The 21,962-nt window shown below is 66.4% G+C and carries 15 protein-coding genes; 11 read left to right on the top strand and 4 right to left on the bottom strand.

Going from position 1 to position 21,962, the window contains the following annotated elements:
* Positions 1–632: 632 nt before the first annotated feature.
* Positions 633–2,987 (bottom strand): hypothetical protein, encoded by a 2,355-nt coding sequence (locus AC0MRV_RS05400; RefSeq protein ID WP_472763414.1) that lies wholly within the window; start codon positions 2,985–2,987, stop codon positions 633–635.
* A 317-nt stretch (positions 2,988–3,304) separates the two neighbouring features.
* On the opposite strand from AC0MRV_RS05400, the gene AC0MRV_RS05395 reads away from it, so the two are divergent.
* From AC0MRV_RS05395 to AC0MRV_RS05380, 4 genes are all read left to right on the top strand, one after another.
* Positions 3,305–3,946: a ThuA domain-containing protein gene (locus tag AC0MRV_RS05395; protein WP_472763413.1), complete on the top strand. Its 642-nt coding sequence runs from the start codon at positions 3,305–3,307 to the stop codon at positions 3,944–3,946.
* A 175-nt stretch (positions 3,947–4,121) separates the two neighbouring features.
* Entirely contained in the window at positions 4,122–5,228 is a 1,107-nt protein-coding gene (locus AC0MRV_RS05390; RefSeq protein ID WP_472763412.1) for a Gfo/Idh/MocA family protein, read from the top strand.
* A 228-nt stretch (positions 5,229–5,456) separates the two neighbouring features.
* Entirely contained in the window at positions 5,457–6,713 is a 1,257-nt protein-coding gene (locus AC0MRV_RS05385; protein WP_472763411.1) for a hypothetical protein, read from the top strand.
* A gap of 2 nt (positions 6,714–6,715) precedes the next feature.
* Positions 6,716–7,903, top strand: a complete 1,188-nt coding sequence (locus AC0MRV_RS05380) for a hypothetical protein (RefSeq protein WP_472763410.1) — start codon at positions 6,716–6,718, stop codon at positions 7,901–7,903.
* Between the two features lie 72 nt (positions 7,904–7,975).
* Here the strand turns inward: AC0MRV_RS05380 and AC0MRV_RS05375 are convergent, their stop codons facing one another.
* Positions 7,976–8,449: a DoxX family protein gene (locus tag AC0MRV_RS05375; protein WP_472763409.1), complete on the bottom strand. Its 474-nt coding sequence runs from the start codon at positions 8,447–8,449 to the stop codon at positions 7,976–7,978.
* A gap of 1,074 nt (positions 8,450–9,523) precedes the next feature.
* Here AC0MRV_RS05375 and AC0MRV_RS05370 point away from each other — a divergent pair.
* From AC0MRV_RS05370 to AC0MRV_RS05360, 3 genes are all read left to right on the top strand, one after another.
* Positions 9,524–10,462, top strand: a complete 939-nt coding sequence (locus AC0MRV_RS05370; protein ID WP_472763408.1) for a calcium/sodium antiporter — start codon at positions 9,524–9,526, stop codon at positions 10,460–10,462.
* A 69-nt stretch (positions 10,463–10,531) separates the two neighbouring features.
* Positions 10,532–11,311 (top strand): potassium channel family protein, encoded by a 780-nt coding sequence (locus AC0MRV_RS05365; RefSeq protein ID WP_472763407.1) that lies wholly within the window; start codon positions 10,532–10,534, stop codon positions 11,309–11,311.
* On the top strand, positions 11,308–12,207 hold the full coding sequence (locus AC0MRV_RS05360; RefSeq protein ID WP_472763406.1) for a dienelactone hydrolase family protein: 900 nt from the start codon (positions 11,308–11,310) through the stop codon (positions 12,205–12,207). The genes AC0MRV_RS05365 and AC0MRV_RS05360 overlap by 4 nt, the downstream gene beginning before the upstream one ends.
* Before the next feature lie 456 nt (positions 12,208–12,663).
* Here AC0MRV_RS05360 and AC0MRV_RS05355 read toward each other — a convergent pair whose 3' ends face one another.
* Positions 12,664–13,176 (bottom strand): hypothetical protein, encoded by a 513-nt coding sequence (locus tag AC0MRV_RS05355; protein ID WP_472763405.1) that lies wholly within the window; start codon positions 13,174–13,176, stop codon positions 12,664–12,666.
* Positions 13,177–13,334: 158 nt separating this feature from the next.
* On the opposite strand from AC0MRV_RS05355, the gene AC0MRV_RS05350 reads away from it, so the two are divergent.
* The 3 genes from AC0MRV_RS05350 to AC0MRV_RS05340 all read left to right on the top strand — a co-directional run bounded on the left by AC0MRV_RS05350 (position 13,335) and on the right by AC0MRV_RS05340 (position 19,186).
* Positions 13,335–13,682, top strand: a complete 348-nt coding sequence (locus AC0MRV_RS05350) for a PadR family transcriptional regulator (protein ID WP_472763404.1) — start codon at positions 13,335–13,337, stop codon at positions 13,680–13,682.
* A gap of 169 nt (positions 13,683–13,851) precedes the next feature.
* Positions 13,852–16,476, top strand: coding sequence for an ADOP family duplicated permease (locus AC0MRV_RS05345; protein ID WP_472763403.1), 2,625 nt, complete (start codon positions 13,852–13,854; stop codon positions 16,474–16,476).
* A gap of 82 nt (positions 16,477–16,558) precedes the next feature.
* Complete coding sequence (locus tag AC0MRV_RS05340) at positions 16,559–19,186, top strand: ADOP family duplicated permease (RefSeq protein ID WP_472763402.1); 2,628 nt, start codon at positions 16,559–16,561, stop codon at positions 19,184–19,186.
* A 9-nt stretch (positions 19,187–19,195) separates the two neighbouring features.
* Here AC0MRV_RS05340 and AC0MRV_RS05335 read toward each other — a convergent pair whose 3' ends face one another.
* Positions 19,196–19,705, bottom strand: coding sequence for a hypothetical protein (locus tag AC0MRV_RS05335; RefSeq protein WP_472763401.1), 510 nt, complete (start codon positions 19,703–19,705; stop codon positions 19,196–19,198).
* A gap of 221 nt (positions 19,706–19,926) precedes the next feature.
* Here AC0MRV_RS05335 and AC0MRV_RS05330 point away from each other — a divergent pair, with 221 nt between their 5' ends.
* Positions 19,927–21,702 carry a methyl-accepting chemotaxis protein gene (locus AC0MRV_RS05330; RefSeq protein WP_472763400.1) on the top strand — a complete coding sequence of 592 codons (1,776 nt, stop codon included), beginning with the start codon at positions 19,927–19,929 and terminating at the stop codon, positions 21,700–21,702.
* The last annotated feature ends 260 nt before the right edge of the window (positions 21,703–21,962 follow it).

Here is a 21,962-nt window from a genome sequence, read left to right as displayed (position 1 = left end):
GCCACGCTGCCAGCGACGCCCCGCCCAATGCCAGACAGATCTGCGGGCGCAGCTCCACCGCAGATTTGAACCGCAGATCACGCTGATAGGCGCAGATACCGTGGGGCAACGTGGCATTGAACCGCGAAGAGACGCGAAGCCACGCCACCGCAACACCGCGTCCAGATCGCCGCGCTCGCGGGACGGGAACCACGTTCTCGCGAACCATCGAGGAACGCCAATCGACGCTGATTTTCGCTGATTGGTATGAGCGCAGATTAGCGCCTATCCGCGTTCCCAAGCATGTTCTGCCCCGTCAGTCGGAGCTTCAGCGAAGGCGGGCCTCACGGCATCTGCGCCCATCCGCGCCATGTGCAGTTAAACCACGTTCTCCACTCCACCGCAGCACCGCGTCCGGATCGCCGCGTTCGCGGGACATGCGGGTCGCGGTCCACCTCAAGGCCGCCAGGTGGACGCCGACGGCGTCACGCTGCCTCTCAGCCACCATACCCCTCCGTGGATTCTGTGCCCTTGCTTCGGCACTTCGTCTCTCAGATGTCGCTGCGCTCGGTAGTGGTTAAAGAGATCCCGTCCTCACGGCATCTGCGCCCATCCGCGCCATCTGCGGTCAAAGCCTCCGTGCCTCGCGGGTTTCACTCGTTGCCATTTCGGTAATAAAGCCGGCCACGCGGCACGGGTTTCACCGACCAGGTTCCGCTGGCGACGAGGTCGCGCAAGGGCGTTTCGTCGACCGGCACGTTGTCCCACCAGAGGCCGGTCATGAGCACGGCGAAGGGGCGCTCCTCGGCGAGGAACTGCGCCACCGAGCGATCCGGCGCCGCGCTGCCGGTGATGGCGTTCACCGCCTCGATGCCGCGGCAACGATCCCGCCCCAAATACACTTCGTAGGTCGACGCGCCGTAACCCACCAACACATGCCGCCCGTCGTCCGGCCAGACTTCGGCCAGCGCCTGCGCCGTGGTCGAAACTGGCAGCACGGCCGGACGCGCCGCCAGCCGCGCCCGCGCCGGCCACCACCAGACCATCAGGACCAGCGCGCCCACCACCCAGATCATCCGCAACCCGCTGCGGGCCCGCGCGGGGATCCGTGGCGCGACCTGGCCGAGCCCCCAACCCACCACGGCCAAGGCTCCCGCCAGCACCGGCAGCAGATAGGTGTCCTTGGCCAGCACGACCAAACCCGGACCGACCACCAGCAAGCCTCCGCCCAATAACCACCACGCGCCTGGCTCGGCACTTGGCACCCGCTCCCGGATCAACAGGGCCAGCACGGCCAGCACCGCCGCCAACCCCACGCCGAAACCCAATCCCGCCGACGGTCGCCAATACTCCACCAGCACCTCCGCCGCATGGGTCAGGTTCCAAACCACATGCTTCAGCATCGCGCCGGGGTTGCTCGCCCAAGCTTCCGTCAATGAAGTCGCGCCGGGAAAATCCTCCGCAATGATCTCCGGATAGCGCGCGTAGGGGTCGAAGTTGCTCAGCCCCCGCACCGTCACCTCGCGCACCGCATAGTGCTGCTGAAAGGCAAACCACCCGCGATGCCCCACGCCTCCCCAGGAGCTGCCCTTCACCACCACGCCAATGGCCAGCACCAACAGCAAGGCCGCCCCCACCGCGGCCACCTGGACCGCCGGTTGGGCCGCCTCGCCGCGTATCCAACATTCACGCACCCGGCATCCGTCGCGCCACCAGCGCCAACCGAGTCCGGCGAGCACCACGGGCAAGGCGAACTGGTAATCCTGCCGATACGCCACCGCCCACGTCAGCAGCAACACCCCCAGCAGCGGCCAGCGATCGATCAACGCGAGCGCCGCGAGGAACCACATCCACGCCGCCAGATAAACCATCGACGGATACTCCAACTGAAACCACGTCGCGCTCCACGCCAGCACCGCCGCCACCGCCGCGGTCGGATTCCGCCACAGCCGCACCAGCGCGAGATAAAGCATCACGGCCACGCCGAGCTTCACCAGCGCGTGTTGCCAGATCACGGTGTGCCCGGCGTCGCCAAACCACGACAGCACGCCGTAGTTCACCACGTAACCCGGCCCCGTATGCAACTCACCAAAGCTGCCGCGTCCCTCCGCCCAGTCCGCGCCCCGGCCGGCGAAATTCGCCTCGTCCCACATCGGCCAGTCCGTCGTCTGCAACCAGCCGCTCAACAACCACGCCTGCGCCGCGACCACGATCAGCGCGCCGATCACCACCCGCCGTGGCGTCGCCGCCGCGACGTCCGCCAGCAGCACCTCGCCGACTCGACTCCCGCCCCGCCACGTCGCCGTCGCCGCCCGGGCCATCCCCTGCCCAAACGCCGCCGGCACCACTCGATGCCAACGATCCCGTTCCCGCACCGCCGGAAACCGCGCCAACCCAACCCGCAGCACGATCACGCCAACCGCCGCCGCCAGCCACCAGCCCCACGCCCGGCCGCGCGCGTGCCGCAAGGGTCCGCCGAGCCCAAACCACACCTGCACGTCGTCCGATCCCACCGCCGCCGTGGCCTCAAACCACTCGCCGGCATCGTGCCACGAATCGACCTGCAGCCGCGGCGTGACCGCCGAGCGCGGGAAGCGCGCGATCACCCGCCCCGTCGCCGACTCCAGCCACGGCACGCCGACCGCAAACGCACCGCCTGTCGTCATCGGATCCAATCGCAGCGTGAAGATCGGCGCCCGCGGCACCGTAAACCCGATCACCGTCTCCGGCATGCCCGGCACGAGCTCCCGCACGCTGACATCCCCCGCCCACAGTCCCTGCCCGACATCGAAGTAAAGCTCCGCCCGCGACACCTGCTCCACCCGCAAGGGGACTCGCAGCACGTTGGGGTTGTGCGCGTCGATCCAGTCCAAGCGTCCGCACCACCCGGCCATCGCCAGCAACGCAGCCGCCAACACCGGCAGCAGCCGGGCAAGCAAACGCTGGTGGGCATCGGACAAGAACATCGCCGCGACGTTGGCAGCCTCCCCCACCCGGTCAACGCGCACGTGGCGGAAGGCCTGACCACTAAAACTATGAACCGCTACCGAGCGCAGCGACATCTGAGAGACGAAGTGCCGAAGCAATGACGCAGATGGGGCGGGACAAGTTTTTCAGGAGAACGCTGATATGCGCTAATCTTCGCTCATACCTATCAGCGAAAATCAGCGTCGATTAGCGTTCCTCAGTTGGTCTCTTGATCTGCGATTCCAGGCGAGCGCTGTGGTTCTAATCTGGAATCGCCTCTCCGCACTGAACGGAAACCACCGCCTTCCGTGTCCCGCCCTTGCGGGGGACCTCCGGGCCATGTTCTGTTCGGCCTTTCATGAAACGCGCTTTGTTCTTCAGTGGCGGCTGGCCCGGCCACGTTCCCGAAACCTTTACCCAACTGTATGCCGACGCGCTCACCGCGCATGGCTTTGAGTGCCAGCTCGAGACCGAGACCGCCTGCCTCACCCGGCTCGATCTCACCACCTTCGATCTCATCGTGCCTAACTGGACGATGGGCGAATGGACCAAGGAGGAATCCCAGGCCCTCCGCGACGCGGTCGCTGGCGGCGTAAACCTCGGCGGCTTCCACGGCGGCCTCGGCGACGCCTTCCGCGGCGACGTGGAGTTCAAGTGGATGGTCGGCGGCATGTTCGTTTCGCACCCGCACATCGGCGACTACGAGGTGCACGTGACCGACCCCGAGCACGTCATCATGCAGGGCATCCCGGCCGACTTCACCTACACCTCCGAGCAATACTACATGCTCATCGACCCGGGCGTGCACGTGCTCGCCGAGACCACCTACGTGTGGGAAGGCCAGTCCGTGCCCATGCCCATCGCCTGGATCAAACACTGGGGCCAGGCCCGCGTCTTCTACGGCGCCCTCGGCCACGAACCCAAGGAATTCGCCACCAGCCCCCACGCCTTCGACCTCAACGTCCGCGGCCTCCGCTGGGCCGCCGGCGACCTGAACTGAAATTCAATTCTCAACCACAGATTTCACAGAGGACACCGAACCACTCCAACCCTTGGGAAACCGCAGATATCACAGATAAACGCAGATCCACTCCACCGAAACCCTGCCTCTCAGCCTCTGTGATAATCTGTGTCATCTGTGGTTAAAAAAACCTGCCTCTCAGCCCGTCTTTTCCATGTCCGACTCCCCCACCAAGATCGCGCTCATCGGCTGCGGTAACATCTCGAAGGCCTACTTCGAGGGCTGCGCCAACTACCCCATCCTCGACCTCTGCGCCGTGGCCGACCTCAACGTCGACCTTGCGAAAAAGACCGCGGCCGAACGCGGCCTCGCCTTCGGCGGCTCCGTCGACGAGCTGCTCGCCCGCGACGACATCGAGATCGTGGTCAACCTCACCATTCCCGGTGCCCACGCCGAGGTGAACCGCCGCGTGCTCGCCGCCGGCAAACACGTCTACTGCGAAAAACCCTTCGCCCTTTCCGCCGACGACACCGCCGCCGTCGTGGCCGAGGCTGCGTCCGCCGGCCTGCGCGTCGGCAGCGCGCCCGACACCTTCCTCGGCGCCGGCCTGCAGACCGCCCGCAAACTCATCGACGACGGTGCCATCGGCACGCCCGTCTCCGCCACCGGCTTCATGCTCTGCCCCGGCCACGAGGCCTGGCACCCGAATCCGGATTTCTACTACAAACACGGCGGCGGCCCCATGTTCGACATGGGCCCCTACTACTTCACCGCCATGGTCAACCTCTTCGGTCCCGTCGCCCGCGTGAGCGGCGTTGCCCGCAAGACCTTCGCCGAGCGCACGATCAAGAGCGAGCCACGCCAGGGCCAGACCATCACCGTCGATGTGCCGACCCATTTCTCGACCACGCTCGAATTCGCCAGCGGTCCCGTCGGCACCTTCGTCCTCAGTTTCGACGTGCCCAAGACCACCCTGCCCCACATCGTGGTGCACGGCACCGAGGGCACCCTGCGCGTCTGCGATCCCAACTGGTTCGACCTCCCCTGCTTCCTGGCCAAGGCCGGCAGCATGGACTTTGAGGAAGTGCCCATGACGCACGCCACCGGCCGCGCCCGCGGCAGCGGCGTGGCCGACCTCGCCACCGCCCTGCGCAGCGGTCGCCCGCATCGCGCCAACGGCCAGCTCGCTCACCATGTCGTCGAGCTCATGGAAGCCGCCACCCGCAGCGGCGCCGAAGGCCGCCACATCACGATCGAGTCGAGCTGCGAGCGGCCCGCCGCCCTCCCGACCGACCTCGCCGGCAGCAGCTTCGAAAACTGAAGGCAGGATTAGGGAAACGCGGATAGCCGCTCATCTTCGCTCATCTTCATCAGCGAAGGTCAGCGCCGATGAGCGTTCCACTGCGGCCTGATGGATCCGCCCGCGCCTGAGTTATTTGTGCGCCGCGGGAGCCTCGGCGGCACAGCACGACTGTCCGAATTTCTTCGCGCTTTCATCGGGTGAGGGCACCAACAGCCTAGCGCTTTCCCCTCCCCGCCATTCCGACCAATGAAACGTCTCCCCGCCGTCCTGGCCGTTTCGCTGGTCACCAACCTGCTGCTGGCCGCGGCTTGGTGGTCCGCTCCTCCCCCGTCCTCCGCGGCATCGAACACCGCCGATGCCGCGATCGCATCGCCGTCGAAAACTGACGCTCCCGCGTCCGCCACCACCCCGGCCTCGCCCCCACCGCCCCAGACGTGGGCCGAGCTCACCGACGGCATCGACGACAACCCGGCCGACGATGTCCGGCTCGTCGAACGCCTGCGGGCGGCCAACTTCGACGACGATACGATTCGGGACCTGCTCTGGCGGCGCATCAAAGACCGCTACGTCGATCGCGAGGTCGCCTTGATCGAGGCCCAACCGCGACCGGAGTATTGGAGCCAGCGCTATACCATCACCATGCGCGGTCCGCTGGAACAACGCGCCGCGCTGCGCCAACTGCGCCTCGAACAAAACGCCCAGCTCGACGCCCTGCTCGGCCCCGCCGCGGAATCCGCCGAAGATCGCCGCGCCCGCGAACGCCGCTTCGGCCCCTTGCCCCGGGAAACCGCCGAGAAACTGAAGGACCTTTTTGCCGACTACCGCGACCTCGCCGCCGAAGCGCGCGCCGAAATGAATGGGTTCTCCCTCCCCTCCGACCGCGAGGATCTCGCCCTCATCGAGGAAGCGCGCATGGCCGATCTCGCCGCCTTGCTTACGCCCGAACAACTGGAGGCCTACCTCGTGCGTTCGGGACCGGTCGGCAGCCGCCTGCGCCAAACCCTCACGGAATTTGCCCCCACCGAAACCGAGTTCCTATCCCTCTACGCGCTGCAGAACGCCTTCGAACAACAATGGGGCACGAGCGGTCCGGGGATGAGTCGCGAGCAACGCCAGGCCGTAATCGCCGCCCGCCAGGAACTCGACGCCCAGATTGCCGCCACTCTCGGGCCTGAGCGCTACGCCGACTACCAGGTGCTCACCCACCCCCAATACCGCTTCACCAAACAACTCACCGACCGGCTGGGCCTCCCCGCCGAAAACGCCCGCGCGGCCGCCCAACTCCAAATGGATACCACCGCGCGCATGCGCGAACTTTTCTCCAATCGGGACCTCGCGCCAAACGCCCGAATCGAGCAACTCGCCGCCCTGCAACAATCGGTGCGCGATTCCCTCCAACCCTTGCTGACCGCCGACGGTCTCGCCGCCTACGAAGGCTCCGGCGTCGGCCAGTGGATCAGCCGCATGGTGCCGGTCGCCCCACCACCGCAAGGAGGCAACTGACCATGCGCACGACCCTTTCCGTTCTCCTGGCCGCCTCCCTCCTCGCCAACGGAGTGATCGCTTGGCGCCTTTGGGCCGCCCACCAACCTGCCGCCACCGAACTATTTGTCGCTCCAGCCCCCGCGGCCCCCGCAACGCCGCCTCCGCCACCACCGCCCCCCCTCGGCGAACAACTTCGCACCGACGACCCCGCCGAACTCACCGCCCGATTGCGCGCGATCGGCCTGCCGCCCTCGCTGCTCAACGCCGTCGTCTCCAACCGCCTGCACCGCGCGCTGAACCACCGCTTGCGCGATCTCCGCAACGAAAACAGCGAGGACGGTTATTGGACCGGCACGCCGGACCTCAACCCCGACCAGCGGCGCGCCATCATCCAGCTGCAGAGCGAAATCGAAACCCAACTCCGCGAACTGCTCGGCGACGACTACCGCAACGACCCGATTCGCATCGCCGAATTGCAGCGCCGTTACGGTCCGATTGATCCCGCCAAGCTGCCGCGTCTCGAAGCCATCATCAGCGATTACCAAAGTCTCGCGGCCAGCTACACCGTCACAATGTTTGAACTCCCCGGTGACGTCGAAACCCTCACCCTGATCCAACAGGAGCAGCAACGGGACCTCGCCGCCCTGCTCAGCCCGAGCGAACTGTTGGAGTTCAATGTGCGCAACGACCCTGCGGCCCATCGACTGCGCCAAAGCCTCGGGGTCATGCAACCAACCGAAGCTGAGTTTCGCCAACTCCTGCCCCTCTGGCAGCAAATGCCCGTCGGCAACGAACCGCGCCGCGTGATGAACACCGTGGCAGCCAGCTCGCCCGAAGAACTCGCCGCCCGCGAAGCCCTCATCGCCCAAGTCAGCACCCTCTTCGGTCCCGAACGCGCCGCCGCGCTCAACCAGGCTCTCACCCCGCAGGCCTCCATGGAAAACGCCTTCGCCGCCCGCGTCGGCCTGCCGGCCAGCGCCGCCCGCAGCCTCTACCACACGCGTCTCGCCGCCCAGGAACTGTTGCAGACGTCCTCCGGCAACCCCGCCGCCGCCACCCAGGCTCAAACCATGCTGGATGAAATCACCGCCACGATCGACGCCGACAACCTGACACTCTACCGCAACGTTTTCGGCGGCTGGATCAACGGACTCGAGTCACTCGCCTCCACCCCGCCCTCGCCGCCCACGCCCGACGCCGGTGGTTGACCCCGCGGACCTCACCCGCAGCCGGACCGCTGATCTTCGCTCAGCAAGTTCAGCGAAGATGAGCGTTTCCTTTCAGGTCCGCCCGATGCCGTATTTGCGATCCAGCGAATATTTGCCGGGGCCGAGCAGGAAGAGGGCGAGGAAGCTGAACGCGAAGAGGAACGCCGTCTCGCCGCCGTGCGGCGCGCGAAAGCCAAAGTGATGAAACAACCCCCAGGCCACGAACATCGCGATCGACAGTCCCAAGGCATGCAGCCGCGTCGCGATGCCCAGCATGATCGCAAAACAGCCAAAGGTCTCCAGCCACGTGACGAGCACATAGCTCAGCTCACTCGAAATCCCGATGAGATCGGGGAAGCTGTGAAACTCCTTCTTCGCCCCGGCCAACGAAAACCAGTTGGGCAAGCCCGCGGCCTCGTCCTGCCAACCGGTCAATTTGCCCCAACCGTGGTAACGCACCATCACGAAGGGCAGCGCCAGCCGCAGCACCAACAAACCGAGATCCGCATTGAGTGGCAGGAAGGAGAGACCAAAGACCTTTTTCATGGGGCAAAGCAGCTTGAGGGCGGGAAACGACGTGAGCTTGGCAGACCCACCCCCGCGAGCAACCCCGCCCGCGAACATTGTTGAGCACCGCAGGCACAAATGGAGACAAGCGCAGATGGTGCATCCCGCTTTCGCGGGACCGGCGTCGGCGTCCACCGGGCGGCTTGAGGTGGACCGCGACCTCCGGACGCGGTGCTGCGGTGGAGTGGAGAACGTGGTTCAACCGCAGATGATGCGGATGGGCGCAGATCAGGTAGAATGGATGCCGAGGGGCAGATGGGTTTTTAACCACAGATGTCACAGAGGGGCACAGAGGGTGGGTCGGCTCTGTGTTCATCTGTGTCATCTGTGGTCCAATCTCGTTGCCTCTCCGCATCTGCGATTATCTGCGTGATCTGCGGTTATGTCCTCAGTCGTGTTGAACCGCAGATGACGCGGATGGGCGCAGATCAGGTAGAATGGATGCCGAGGGGCAGGTAGGTTTTTTTAACCACTACCGAGCGCAGCGACATCTGAGAGACGAAGTGCCGAAGCAAGGTCACGGAGGAGCACAGAGGATGAGGAGGCTCTGTGTTCATCTGTGTAATCTGTGGTCCAATCTCGTTGCCTCTCCGCATCTGCGATCATCTGCGTGATCTGCGGTTATGTCCTCAGTCGTGTTGAACCGCAGATGACGCGGATGGGCGCAGATGCTGAGAGGGCAACGATTCGCCGGCGGAGACCACCGCGTTCGCGGCCTCCGGACGCGGTTTTGCGAGGGAGTGGCTTCGCGTCCCTTCGCGCCCTTCGCGGTTCCACACCACGTTGCCGCACGGTATCTGTGTAACATGCGGTTAATCCCCGCGTTGCCTCGCAGCATCTGTGTCACTCGCGCGCCTCGGGCTCAGAAGCGGTGAGGCCCCGCAGGGGAACGCTAATCTACGCTGATCATCACTGATCATTGTTGATCCAGATAAGCGCAGATGAGCGCAGATCAGCGTTCCCTTCCCCTCCCTTCCACAAGCTCACCGGATTTGGAACACCTGACGGTCGCGCTGGCAAAGTCCGGCCCGGTGCGCATTGGTTTTCAGGTCCATGCCTCCGGTTCTGCTCCTCATCATCGGTCTCATCGTGCTCACGCTCGGCGCGGAATTGCTCGTGCGGGGCGCCGCCGCACTCGCGTTGCGACTCGGCCTGACGCCGTTGGTGGTCGGCCTGACCGTGGTCGCCTTCGGCACCAGCGCGCCGGAACTGGTCGTGTCTCTGCAAGCCGCCCAACGCGATGCCGCCGCCATCGCGGTGGGCAACGTCATCGGCTCCAATCTCTGCAACCTCGCCCTCATCATGGGCCTGTGCGCGCTCTGCCGGCCGCTCATGGCGAGCCACTCCGTCATCCGCCGAGAGGTGCCCTTGCTCATCGGCGCGACCGTGCTCGCGGCGGTCTTTCTCTTCAACGACCACCTCGCCATCTGGGAGGCCGCCGTGCTCTTCGTCGGCCTCATCCTCTACACCTGGCTCACCCTGCGCCGCGCTGCCGACGACCCGGACCAACATCTCGGCGAAGACGTCCCCGCCCCCACCAGTTTGCCCAAGGCCACCGTGCTCAGCCTCGTCGGACTTGGCCTGCTCCTCTACGGCTCCGATCTCTTCGTCGATGGCGCCGTCATCCTCGCCCGCGACTGGGGCTGGAGTGAAACCCTCATCGGCCTCACCATTGTCGCGGTCGGCACCAGCCTGCCCGAGCTCGCCATCTCCCTCGTCGCCGTGCTCAAGGGCGAAAACGATGTCGCCATCGGCAACCTCGTGGGCTCCTCGCTCTTCAACCTGCTCGGCATCCTCGGCGCCACGGGTCTCGCCGCCGGCGGCACCATCGCGCACCTCAACCTCCTCGATCTCGGTGTGCTCCTGGCGATCACCATCGCCGTCCTGCCCCTGGTGCACACCGGCGGCCGCATCAACCGGTGGGAAGGTGCGGCCCTCCTGCTCGCCTACGGGGCCTACACCGGCTGGCTGGTGGTGCACAACGTCGGCTGAGCACGCGGGGCCGCCCCGTTTTCATTCCCAGCCTCGCCTCGCGGCCCTCGACTTGCTCGAATTGCCCGCATGCAGGTGCTTCCCCCCACCGAAAATCCCGAGGACCTCGGCCCCTTCCAGTTTGGCGTGCTGGTGCTCTCGCTGGTGTTGCTGGCCGGTCTCGGCGCCGAACTCGTCTTCGACGTGCCCGAAGAAATCCGCCGGCTGGTCTTCTACATCGACACCACCATCTGCGGACTCCTCTTCGTCGATTTCGCCATCCGCTTCGGTCAGGCCGAATCCAAACTCCGCTTCATGAAATGGGGTTGGTTCGACCTCTTGGCCGCCATCCCCGCCATCGAGACCTTCCGCATCCTGCGCGTCGTGCGTGTCGTGCGCGTGCTCATCGCCATCCGCTCCTTTCGCCGACTCTACCACATCCTGTGGGACAACAAGGCCAGCGCCGGCCTCACCGGCGTGTTGGTCCTCACCTTTCTCGTGATCTCGTTCGGCTCCACCGGCGTGCTCATCGCGGAACTCGATGAACCCGGCGCAAATATCCACACCGCCAACGACGCGCTCTGGTGGAGCATCACCACCACCACCACCGTGGGTTATGGCGACAAATACCCCGTCACCACCGCCGGCCGCATCATCGCCACCTTCCTCATGATCGCGGGCATCGGCATGTTCGGCACGCTCAGCGGTGTCGCCGCCAGCATCTTCCTCGGCAAAAACGACGACGAGCCCGCCTCCCGTGACGCCCAACGCCGCATGGTCGCGCAACTCGAGTCGATCCAGACCGAACTCAAGGACCTGCGTGCGCGCCTGCCCGCAACGCCCCCCGACGATCCTACCAAACCGGCATGAAACCGATCGCCGCCATCGCCCGCCGCGGCTGCCTGGCGCTTTGCCTTATGTCTTCCCCCGCCGCCTCGGCCGACGACGCGCTCTTCGCCTACCCACCGGAGCCCCTCACCGACAGCGCCCCGCTCGTCAGCACCGCCGACGGCGTGACGGTTACGGACCACGTGTTCGCGCCCTATCCCGGTCAGCCCGATCACGCGCCCCTGCGCGTCACCATCGTGCGCCCGACGCAAGCGCCCGACTCCGCCCCCGGCCTGCTGTGGGGACATTGGCTGGGTGAGCCGGAGACCTCGCACCGCCAGCAATACCTCGACGAAGCCCGCGCCTGGGCGCGCGACCACAGCGCCACCTCCGTGCTCGTCGACGCCTTGTGGTCCGACCCACGTTGGTATCGCGACCGCGACCTCGCCAACGACTTCGCGCACGGCGTGAAACAGGTGATCCTTTTCCGGCGCGCCATGGACCTGCTGCTCGCCCAGCCCGGCGTGGATCCCGACCGCACCGCGTTCGTCGCCCACGACTACAGCGCGATGTATGGCAGCATCGCGCTCGCCGTCGACCCCCGCATCCGCCACGCCGTCTTCATCGCCGCCGCCCCCGAGCTGCGTGACTGGGCCTTCTACGTCACCCGCCCCGCCGACCTCGACGCCTACCTCGCGGAGAACCGCCCGCTGCACCTGCCCGACTACCTCGCGCGCCTCGGCGACCGCTCCATCCTGCTGCAATGGGCCGAAGAGGATTTCTACATCCCGTCCGCGCGCCGCGAGGCGTTCGTCACCGCCCTCGCCGCCGAGGCCACCGTCAAAATCTACCCCGGCGCCGGGCACGAAATGAACGCACCCGACACCATTCGCGCCGACCGCACCACCTGGCTGGCGCAGGCACTCATTAAAAAGTAGCCACGCCCCCCCGCACCGCGGCGGTCCCCGACGGCGTCGCGTTGCCTCTCAGGTTTTGAACCGCTACCGAGCACAGCGACATCTGAGATGACGAAGCGCCGAAGCAAGCGCACAGAAAACACAGAACAGCCGCCCGTCCGCGTTCATCCGTGTCCATGCGTGGTCAAAAAAACATCCGCGCCATCTGCGGTTAAAACCACGTTCTCCACTCCACCGCAGCACCGCGTCCGGATCGCCGCGCTCGCGGGACAGGGATCACGTTCCCGCGAACCATCGAGGAACGCTATTCGACGCTGATTTTCGCTGATTGGTATGAGCGAAGATTAGCGCCTATCAGCGTTCCCAAGCATGTTCTGCCCCGTCAGCCGGAGCTTCAGCGAAGGCGGGCCTCACGGCATCTGCGCCCCTCCGCAGCACGGCATCCGGATCACCGCGATCGCGAGTCACGTCCCCAGCCTACGGCGTCAGGTGGTAGCGCACCTTCTCCGCGAGCTGTTCCACCGCGTCGCATACCGCTTCGCGCACGCTGAGCTCCTGCCGCTCCACCCGCGCATCCCGCCCATCACCGCGCACGGTGATGATGCGTTCCAGACCCTCCACGGTCTTCAACCGAAACGTCATCTCGCACTCGTAGCGCACATGCGTGACCAGCAGCGGCCCATCCGGCAAACGCCGCAACAGGTCGTGTTCGACCAGCTCCAGCGTGTAGTCGGCCTTGGGGGATCCGGTGAACACCGCGCCAAACAACTCCCCCACCTTGACCCGTTCTTTCGGAAAGGTGTCGCCGATCTCCAACGCGAGGATCGCGAAATCAAAATCCAAAAACACCTCCGGGATCGGCTCCGTTTTCGGCCGGATCGCCGGCGGACCACCCCCGGTGCTCACGGTTTGCAGGCAACCGGTCAGCAGCAGGATCGACGCCGCGACCAAACAAACAACCAGGGCTTTCAGACGAAACGGGGCGGACACAAGAGGGTGGGATCGCCGAAGCCCGCCGTGGTTCCAAACCACTTTTGCGGCGCCGCCAAACTTTTCTGTAACCCCGCGCCATGCTGCCGTGTTCCTCTCCTTGACAATCTACAGGAAAGGCGCCTCTCCTGTCGATTATCTAGGAAAGACCTTCAACCATGGCCAAAGACAAATCCGACCTCCTCCAAGGCACCCTCGACATGCTCATCCTGAAGGCGCTGCAGCTGCAGCCCATGCACGGATTCGGCATCAGCGTGCGCATCCGCCAGATCTCCGCCGACGTCCTGCGCGTCGAGCAGGGTTCGCTCTATCCGGCGCTCTACCGCCTCGAGGAACAGGGTTGGATCAAGGCCGACTGGGGCGTCTCCGAAAACAACCGCCGCGCTCGTTTCTACGAGATCACCAAACTCGGCCGCAAACAGCTCGAGAAGGAAACCGCCAACTGGTCCCGCCTCTCCGACGCCGTCAACGCCGTCCTCACCGCCAAACTCGAGGACCTCGGATAATTCCTACCACCGATGAACACGGATACCCCCAGGTCCAAACCAGATTCCTCCTGCTACTCCTGCGGCGCGTAGCCGGTAGGCGAAGCCATCCGTGTCCATTGCTTCGGCACTTCGTCTCTCAGATGTCGCTACGCTCGGAAGTGGTTAAAAAAATCCTGCCCCTCAGCCCATGAGCAAACTCTCTGGCCTCCGCACCCGCCTCCGGCGCGCCTTCCAGCGCCGCGCGATGGACCAACAACTCCTCGACGAAATGAAAGATCACCTCGAACGCGAAACCGCCCGCCGCATCGCCCTCGGCGAAGATCCCGCCACCGCCCGCCGTCGCGCCGCCGCCGACTTCGGCTCGGTCGACGCCCGCGCCGAGGAGGTGCGCGAAGCCCGGCTCGGTTCCTGGCTCGACCAGCTCGGGCAGGACATGCGCTACGCCGCGCGACAACTGCGCAAGGCCCCCGGCTTCACCTTCGTCGCCGTCGCCACCCTCGCGATCGGCATCGGCGCGACCACCGCCATCTTCAGCGGCGTCGACGCCGTACTCTTGCGCTCACTCCCCTACCCGGAGCCCGACCGTCTGGTGCGGGTCTTTGAGACCACCCCCAAAGGCGGCGCCAATACCGTCGCCGGCGGCTCCTTCATCGACTGGCGCGATCATCAGACCCAGTTCGATGCGCTCTGCATCTGGGCCGGCGACCAGCTCGACCTGACCGGCATGGGCGATCCCGAGAAGATCGCCGCCGTCACCATCTCCAACGAATTCAGCGAGGTGCTCGGCATCCGCCCCCTGATCGGACGCGACTTCAGGCCGGCCGACGACCAGGTCGGTGGCCAGAACAACGTGGTCATGCTCACCGAGGGTTTCTGGCGCACGCGCTTTGGCGGCTCGCCCACTGCGCTCGGCCAGACCCTCACCCTCAACGGCAGCCCGCACGAGATCATCGGGGTGATGCCCGGCGGCACCTGGCATGACCCATCGGTGCAACTCTTCGTGCCGCACGTGCTCACCCCCAACAACTACCGCACCAGTTTTGATGTGCACATGGCTCAGGTGTTTGGCCGCCTGAGCCCCACCGCCTCCGTCAGCAGCGCCAACGCGGAACTCAACGCCATCAAGGCCAACCTCAACCCCGGCTACCCGGATTGGATGCGCAGCTGGGGCGTAGGGGTGGAGCCACTACGGGACAAGCTGGCGGCCAATCCCCGGCCCTTCCTGCTCATGATGCTGGGCGCCACCGCCCTCGTGCTGCTCATCGCCTGCGCCAACGTCGCCAACCTGCTGCTCGCCCGGTCCGCCACCCGCCAGCGGGAAATCGCCGTGCGCGCCGCGCTCGGCGCCAGCAGCGCGCGCATAGTCCGCCAAGTCCTCACCGAGAGCGCGCTCCTTGCCTGCCTCGGCGGCGCCGCCGGCCTGCTCGTGGCGTTCGCCTGCATCCGTGTGCTGACCGTGGCCAGCGCCGACTTGTTGCCCGCCACCATGTCGCCCCAGCTCGATTGGCGTGTGCTCAGTTTCGCCCTTGGCACCAGCATGCTGACGGGCCTCTGCTTCGGCATCTTCCCGGCCCTGCGCGCGCGCCGGCCCGACCTCAACACCACCCTGAAGAGTGGCAACACCGGCGCCACCGACGGCGCGCGCTCGCGCAGCCAGAGCGGCCTCGTCATCGCCGAAATCGCTCTCACCGCCGTGCTGCTCATTGGCACCGGCCTGCTCGTGCGCGGCATGGTTCGCACGGTCACGGCTGACCCCGGCATCACGGCGGAAAACTTGCTCACGTTTGAACTTACCCCGCCCTACTCCGGCAACTACGGCCCGCAGGAATCGCGCACCGAGTTTCTCAACCGGGTGCGCACGGAGTTGCAGGCAGTGCCGGGCGTCATCGCCGCGGCCAGCGCCGACGACCTGCCCTTCGGCAGCGGCGGCCAAGGCTACTTCGTGAGCCAGGAGGAAAAGCCCGAGACCCGCCAGGACCTGACCGCGCGCATCAAATACGTGTCCGAGGACTACTTTGACACGCTCGGCATGCACCTCGTGCGCGGCCGCTGGCTCACCGCCGACGACAACCGTATCGGCGCTCCTCCCGCAATCGTTATCAACGAAACCATGGCCCGCGTGCTCTACGGCGCCGACGTCAATCCGCTCGGCCGCCTCGTGCACGCCCGCAACCAACCCTGGGAAGTGGTCGGCATCGTGGCCGACGCCCGCACCGAGCGCCTGCACCTGCCGCCTCAGCCGATGTTCTACGCGCCTCAGGTCGAGTTCGTCTGGAACTCCGGCTACATCGTGCGCACACAGGGCGACCCGTCGTCCTACGCCGGCGCCATCGCCGCCGCCATCCATCGCCTCGATCCCAACCTGCCGCTGGCCAACGTGCAGACCGTCGAGCACGCCATGGCCGCAGCCCTCGGTCCGCAACGGCTCACCCTCAAACTGATCGGCGTGTTCGCCGTCGTCGCGCTCCTGCTCGCCGCCATCGGCCTCTATGGCGTCATGGCCTTCGCGGTCGCCAACCGCCGCCGCGAACTTTCCATCCGCGTCGCCCTCGGCGCCGCCCGCGCCGACATCATGCGCCTCATCCTCCGCCACGGCGGCCGCCTCCTCGCCATCGGCCTCAGCCTCGGCCTGCTCGCCGGTATCGGCGCCGCCCGGCTGGCCGCCAACCTCATGGCCGAAGTGAAGGCCGGCGACCCGCTGGTGTTCGCCGGCGCCGCCCTCGTTCTGGCCGTCGTCACCACCCTCGCCTGCTACCTCCCCGCCCGCCGCGCTGCCAAAGCCGATCCGATCAAAGCCCTCCGCGCGGACTGAGGTAGGGCGGGACCGCTGGGCCCGCCGCAACCCGGACGGCCCGGCGGTCCGTCCCTACCCCCCATTCTTTCACCATTCTCCCATGAGCAAACTCTCCGGCCTCCGCACCCGCCTCCGGCGCGCGTTCCAGCGACGCGCGATGGACCAACAACTCCTCGACGAAATGAAAGACCACCTCGAACAGGAAACCGCTCGCCGCATCGCCTTGGGTGAAGACCCGGTCACCGCCCGCCGCCGCGCCGCCGCTGAGTTCGGTTCCGTTGACGCGCGCATCGAAGAGGTGCGCGAGCACCGGCTCGGCGCGTGGCTCGACCATTTCGGACAGGACCTGCGCTTCGCCGCCCGCGACCTGCGCAAATCTCCCGGCTTCGCCGCCGTGGCCATCCTCACCCTCGCCCTCGGCATCGGTGCCAACACCGCCATCTTCAGCGTGGTCTCCGGCCTGCTGCTCAACCCGCTGCCCTACGCCGATTCCGAACGCATCATGCAGATCGACGAAGCGCCCGCGCCGGGCGCCGCCGGTGGTTCCTGCGGCGGCACCTTCCTCGATTGGCAGAACAGCAACGTCCACTTCGAGTCGATGGCCGCGATCCACGCGATGGCCTTCACCCTCACCGGCCACGGCGACCCTCGCATCATCAACGGCCTCGAAGTTACCCCGGGCTACCTGAGCCTCTTCGGCCTGCGCCCCACGCTCGGCCGCGATTTCCGCCCCGAGGACGATGTCGCCGGCGCCAACGAGAACATCGTCATCCTCAGCCACCGCTTCTGGCAGGAAACCTTCAACGGCGCGCCCGATGTGCTGGGCAAGTTCCTCACCTTCGACGGCGAGGGGTTTGAGATCATCGGTGTGCTGCCGCCCGACGCCCTGCTCGATCCCGACGTGCAATTCCTTTCCCCCACCGGCCTGTTCAACGACCCGCAGAAGCAGACCCGCAACTACCACTACGTCACCACCACCTTCGGTCGCCTCAAACCCGGCGTCGCGCCCGAGACTGCCGCCGCCCAGCTCACCGCCGCCAAGCAAAGCATCAACCACCTCTATCCGGATCGGAAGAAGGAGTGGACCGTCGCCGTGACCTCGCTGCAGGAGAGCATGTTCGGCGGCGCCCGCCAACCGCTCAACCTCCTGCTCTGGTCCGTCGGCGTGGTGCTGCTCATCGCCTGCGCCAACGTCGCCAACCTGCTCCTCGCCAAGACCTCCGCCCGCCGCGGCGAATTGGCCCTGCGGCTCGCGCTCGGTGCCACCAAGGGCCGCATCATCCGGCAGATGCTGACCGAGAGCCTGCTCCTGGCGGTCCTCGGCGGCGCGGCCGGCATCGCGCTGGCCACGGTGGCGATCAATCCGCTCACGGTCTTCATCGGTGTATCCAACATCCAACGACTGGAGATCGGCGTGGACGGCACGGTGCTCGTCTTCGCCCTCGGCGCCTCGGTGCTCACCGGGCTGATCTTCGGCCTGCTGCCGGCGCTGCGCGCCGCCGGCCGCGATGTCGCGGAATCCATCAAGGACGGCGGCCGCAGCGGCAGCGCCGGCAAACGCAAGCGCGCCCAGTCGGCCCTCATCATCGCCGAGACCGGCCTCACCGTCGTGCTGCTCGTCGTCGCCGGTCTGCTCATGCGGAGTTTCTTCAAGGCTTCGTCAGCCGACGTCGGTTTCCAGACCGCCGGCGCCCTCACCTTCCGCCTCAACAACGCCGGCGAAACCGCTCGCACGGTCGACGACCGCATTCGCTTCGCCGATCAGGTCCTGACCGAGCTGCGCGCCATCCCCGGCGTCGAGCGCGCGGGCTTCATCAGCAACATGCCTCTCAACGGCAATCGCTTCTACGGCGACTCCATCCAGCGCGCCGACCGCCTCGAACCCGACAACAACATCGTGGCCGGTTTCGACGCCGTATCGCCGGGTTACTTCGAAGCCATGCGCACACCACTGCTGCGCGGGCGCGACCTCACCGACGCCGACAACCGGGTCGACGCCCCCAAGGTCATGCTCGTCAACCAGTCGGTCATCGACCGTTTCTTCGAGGCGGGGGAGAACCCGCTCGGCCACCACATCCTCTTCAAACGCGAACCCTACGAGATCGTCGGCGTCGTGGCGGACTCCCGCCGCTTCGCGGTGGACAACGAACCCTTCCGGCAGGTCTTCATTCCGCTGGCTCACTTCCCGTGGAGCACCCACTTCGTCGTGCGTGCCCAACTCCCGCCTGAGTCGCTCGGCTCCGCGGTGCGCGCCGCGGTCGCCCGCGTGAACCCCGACCTGCCGATCCACCAATTGCGCACTCTGGAGGACATGGCCGCAGGCACCCTGCAATTCCGCACCATGATGCTCACCCTCCTTGGCCTCTTCGCCGGCGCCGCGCTGCTGCTCGCCTGCGTGGGCATCTACGGCGTCATGGCCTACAGCGTGAACCAACGCACCCGCGAGATGGGCATCCGCCTCGCCCTCGGCGCGGCGGCCCGCGACGTCGTCCGGCTCGTGCTGGGCGACGGCCTGCGCATCATCGGGCTGGGCCTGCTGCTCGGCGCCATCGGCGCCGGCTTCGCCGCCCACCTCGTGCAACTGCAACTCTACGAGGTCGACGCCCTCGATCCCACCACCTACCTCGGCGTCGCCGGGCTGCTCCTGCTGGTCGGCGCCCTCGCCTGCTTCCTCCCCGCTCGCCGCGCGAGCAAGGTCGATCCGATGACCTCGCTGCGCGCGGAGTGAGGCGAACGCTCAGTCCACCACACGCTGCAGCGTCATCTCCAGGGTCGGAAACCACTGGGTGCCGTCGGGGGAAAATTCACCGATCTCGTGCCAGGTCTGGCCGTCGTCCTTGAAGGTGATCGTGTAACGGATCTGGCCACCGGGCATTTCGAAGCCCCAACGCAGCTGCCGATTCGGTTCGAGCACCTCCATGTCCGCCAGCATATGCATGCCGCGCGCGAGATGAGAGCTCATCTTCAGCCCGCGAGTCATGTTGTCGAAGTAGATCAGCCCCAGCGCATCGTGCGCCAGCGCGCCATCGTCACCCGTGCCGCGCCCTTCGACTTGCAGCACCGTGCCGTCGAGTTTGGCCACGACCGTTTCGTGCACGTGCGTGGTGTGGCGTGAGCCGTCCGGCTGCATGGCCCAACCCGAACCGCGCCATTCGCCAACCATGACTTTGAGTTCGCCCACCGCCGCCTGAGCGGGAGCTTTGAAGTCGGGCATCTGCGCCCCGACCACACCGGCAATAACCAGCATCCCCGCCAAAGGCCGAAGGACACGCGAAAACGAACGGATAAGTTGCATAACCCCTCCAGCCTACCGCAGTCCCCCCCGTTCTCACATGTGCCAATGGTCACGATCGAGGTCACCCCACCTGTGAACCGTCCACTTTTCGCAATGCCTACGTATTTCCCTCGCGGAAAGACATTAAGCCCGGCCTCCGGTGGGACGATGGCATCCCCACTCCTTCCGCGCTCATGCAACCTCCTTCAACGCCCGCTGGCCTCCTTGCGCTGTTCTTTACGTTCTCTGCAATCGCCAGTGGCTGTCTGGCGGCGCCCGAACCCATTGACGTTGGAACCGTCCTGGCGGTCGGACCTTCCTCCGTCGGCGCCGATGACGAAGCCTCGGCTGCCGACCGGGTGCGCGAGATCGGGATCCTGATCGCAGGGCTCGCCCTCGCTGTCACCGGGGTGCTCGCCGCGATCCGCATTTTCGCCCAACGCGGCATGACGACGTGGACCGTCGGCCGCCGTTTGCAGTTTGGTTTTGGCACCATGCTCCTCGTGCTGACCGGGCTCGCGCTTGAGAGCTACCTGAGCCTGCACCACGCCTTGGCCGATTTCCGCCGGTTCCAACAGCGCGCCAACACCAACGCCGAAACCGTGGCGCTGCTCACCGAGTTCTTTGAGGCCGACCTCGCGACCAAGGAGCTGGCGCTGACCCGCGACCCGGCGGACTGGTCAAATTACCAACAACACCAGCTCGCGCTGGAAGCCCGCCTGCACGAAGCCGAAGCGGCCTACCCCGCGCCGGAGCTCCAGGCCCACCTGCGGGCCATTGCGCAGGAAATCTCCACCTTTCACGCCGGCGCCAACGACCTGCTCGCCGCGATCAAGGATCAGAACGACGACCGCATCCAGGCGGCCATCGCCTCACTCGGGAAGTTCACCGACGTCCTCAAGCACGACGTCGAAGACTTCGAACGAATCCTGCTGGATCAGCAAAACCAACTCGGCGCAACCCTCGCCGCGGACATCGTCCGCACCCAGCGCAACGTGATCGGCTTCGCCCTCTCCGCGGTCGTCCTCGGCATCGGTCTCGCCCTCATCCTCACCCGCAGCATCACCCGACCGCTGTCCCACCTGGCCACCGCCCTGGGCGACGGTGCGCAACAGACCGCGACCGCCGCCAACCAGGTCTCCGGCTCCAGCCAAACCCTCGCCGCCGGCGCCAGCGAACAGGCCGCCTCCGTCGAGGAAACCGCCGCCGCCATCGAGGAACTCTCCTCCATGGCCGGCCGCAACGCCGACCACAGCCAGGACGCCGAACGCATCGTGGGCACCGCCCAGGCATCGGCCGATCAGGGCAGTCGTCACATCGACGCCCTGCAGGCCTCCATGACCGAGATTCAACGCGCCTCCGCCGAAGTGACCGCGATCATCAAGACCATCGACGAGATCGCCTTCCAAACCAACATCCTCGCGCTCAACGCCTCGGTCGAAGCCGCCCGCGCAGGTGAAGCCGGCGCCGGATTCGCGGTCGTGGCCGATGAAGTCCGCGCCCTCGCCAAACGCTCCGCCGAAGCCGCCCGGGAAACCGCCTCCCGCATCGAGAGCTCGGTCGCCAAAGGCCGCCACGGCACCGAAACCAGCAATCTCGTCGCCGAACACTTTTCGAACATCCAACGCCAGATCCTCGACCTCAGCTCCCACATCACCGAGATCGCCCGCGCGTCGCAGGAACAGAACTGCGGCATCGACCAGTTGAACACCGCCACCTCGCAGATCGATCAGGTCACCCAGACCAACGCCGCCGCCGCCGAGGAAACCGCCGCCGCCGCCGAGGAACTCAACGCCCAGGCCACCGTCCTGCAGCAAGCCGTCGAAACCCTCTGCCAACTTTGCGGCGTCGCCGCCCCCGGCACGTCTCAGCGTCGCCCGGAACGTCGGATCCCCTCACCGGTCCGGCGCCCCGCCAGCGCGCCGCGCCGCGCCGGCAACGCCGAGCCCGCCACCACCTTCTTTCGCTGAGCGCGGCGCGATCCAACCACCGCCCGCGCGACGGTAGCCGGCGTCGCTGCCCCCGGTCTTCACCGACCGTCCGCACCGAGGTCAACGACCTCGGCTACAAGCTAAAGGCCCAGCGACGGGTATGACGTCGACTCGCCTTCACCGTGACCGACCTGACTGTAGCCGGGGTCGGTGACCCCGGTTTCCGTGTCCCCCGGGCCGAGGTCAACGACCTCCCCTACAGCGGACTTAATCTCTGATCGCTTGGACAAAACGAAACG

Source organism: Actomonas spartinae, from assembly GCF_051209155.1.
Lineage (GTDB): Bacteria > Verrucomicrobiota > Verrucomicrobiia > Opitutales > Opitutaceae > Actomonas.
This window is presented reverse-complemented; position numbering and strand designations above follow the sequence as displayed.

Bases quoted from the DNA above. Each gene is read 5' to 3' on its own strand.
- AC0MRV_RS05395 (WP_472763413.1), top strand. From the start codon at position 3,305: ATGAAACGCGCTTTGTTCTTCAGTGGCGGCTGGCCCGGCCACGTTCCC.
- AC0MRV_RS05390 (WP_472763412.1), top strand. From the start codon at position 4,122: ATGTCCGACTCCCCCACCAAGATCGCGCTCATCGGCTGCGGTAACATC.
- AC0MRV_RS05385 (WP_472763411.1), top strand. From the start codon at position 5,457: ATGAAACGTCTCCCCGCCGTCCTGGCCGTTTCGCTGGTCACCAACCTG.
- AC0MRV_RS05380 (WP_472763410.1), top strand. From the start codon at position 6,716: ATGCGCACGACCCTTTCCGTTCTCCTGGCCGCCTCCCTCCTCGCCAAC.
- AC0MRV_RS05375 (WP_472763409.1), bottom strand. From the start codon at position 8,449: ATGAAAAAGGTCTTTGGTCTCTCCTTCCTGCCACTCAATGCGGATCTC.
- AC0MRV_RS05370 (WP_472763408.1), top strand. From the start codon at position 9,524: ATGCCTCCGGTTCTGCTCCTCATCATCGGTCTCATCGTGCTCACGCTC.
- AC0MRV_RS05365 (WP_472763407.1), top strand. From the start codon at position 10,532: ATGCAGGTGCTTCCCCCCACCGAAAATCCCGAGGACCTCGGCCCCTTC.
- AC0MRV_RS05360 (WP_472763406.1), top strand. From the start codon at position 11,308: ATGAAACCGATCGCCGCCATCGCCCGCCGCGGCTGCCTGGCGCTTTGC.
- AC0MRV_RS05350 (WP_472763404.1), top strand. From the start codon at position 13,335: ATGGCCAAAGACAAATCCGACCTCCTCCAAGGCACCCTCGACATGCTC.
- AC0MRV_RS05345 (WP_472763403.1), top strand. From the start codon at position 13,852: ATGAGCAAACTCTCTGGCCTCCGCACCCGCCTCCGGCGCGCCTTCCAG.
- AC0MRV_RS05340 (WP_472763402.1), top strand. From the start codon at position 16,559: ATGAGCAAACTCTCCGGCCTCCGCACCCGCCTCCGGCGCGCGTTCCAG.
- AC0MRV_RS05335 (WP_472763401.1), bottom strand. From the start codon at position 19,705: ATGCTGGTTATTGCCGGTGTGGTCGGGGCGCAGATGCCCGACTTCAAA.
- AC0MRV_RS05330 (WP_472763400.1), top strand. From the start codon at position 19,927: ATGCAACCTCCTTCAACGCCCGCTGGCCTCCTTGCGCTGTTCTTTACG.